1 protein-coding gene and 1 pseudogene are annotated in these 852 nt (G+C 49.1%); both read right to left on the reverse strand.

The annotated features are described in order from the left end of the window. Positions 1-498 (reverse strand): CHC2 zinc finger domain-containing protein (locus GPK89_RS16125; RefSeq protein WP_252261721.1); only part of this gene is annotated, 498 nt, incomplete at its 3' end. 60 nt (positions 499-558) lie between these two features. Continuing rightward, positions 559-852: pseudogene (locus tag GPK89_RS16445) on the reverse strand (hypothetical protein); the annotation flags it as partial.

Raw genomic sequence — 852 nt, forward strand, 5'->3', positions numbered from 1 at the left:
CGTTCCGTAGAGCATGGTGTCAAGCAGATATTCGATGTAGTCCCGTCTCTGCAAGGCTTCTGTAAATAGCGGATGCCATTCGTCCTCCGGCTGCTTCGGTGCGTAGTCCTTTTCCCACGCTCGGAGCTTATGGAAGTAATCGGACAGCACACGAAAGCACCGTTTTTCCTCCGCTTCAAACTTCTGTTTGGCGGTAGGCTCTCGGATTTTTGCCACGATGGACGGCTTTCCGTTTCGGTCATAAGCGATACCGAAATCGTCAGCCAGCTTCATAGCGGCTTCTTTGCTCGGCAATTCAAACAGTCGGGAAACAAAGTCAACGGCATCCCCATCCGCACCGCAGCCGAAGCAATGAAAACGCTTATCCACTTTCATGCTCGGTGTGCGGTCATTGTGAAACGGACAGGCTATCATTCCGGCTCGGTTTACCCGAAAGCCGTAAAACTCTGCCGCCTGTCTTGTCGTAACCGACTGCTTTACTGCTTCAAATACATTCATTATCAACCTCCCAAAATGGAAAAAGCACCTGTCATTCTCAAATCGAAAATGGCAAGTGCCTTAAAGTTCCATATTCTGTTTTTTGTGCGGACGGTGTTCGCTCCGTCTCGCTTCATTTTCCTGTTTTGCCAGTTCCTTGTTTCTTTCAAGTCTGGCAAGGATAGAGGGCTTGACCTTTTCCTTAATCTGCTCCTTGCCGGATTTCTTGACCTCCGGCGAAAGCAAAGCGGACTTGATTTTATCCAATGCCGACTGCATGGCATTTTTGATTTTTCCAATCACGCCATCCAAACGGCTGATTGCATAGTCACGCTCTTTCTTCGGTGCTTTGCGTTCCGGCGATTGAAGCCATGT

The organism is Gemmiger formicilis, from assembly GCF_018784445.1.
GTDB lineage: Bacteria > Bacillota > Clostridia > Oscillospirales > Ruminococcaceae > Gemmiger.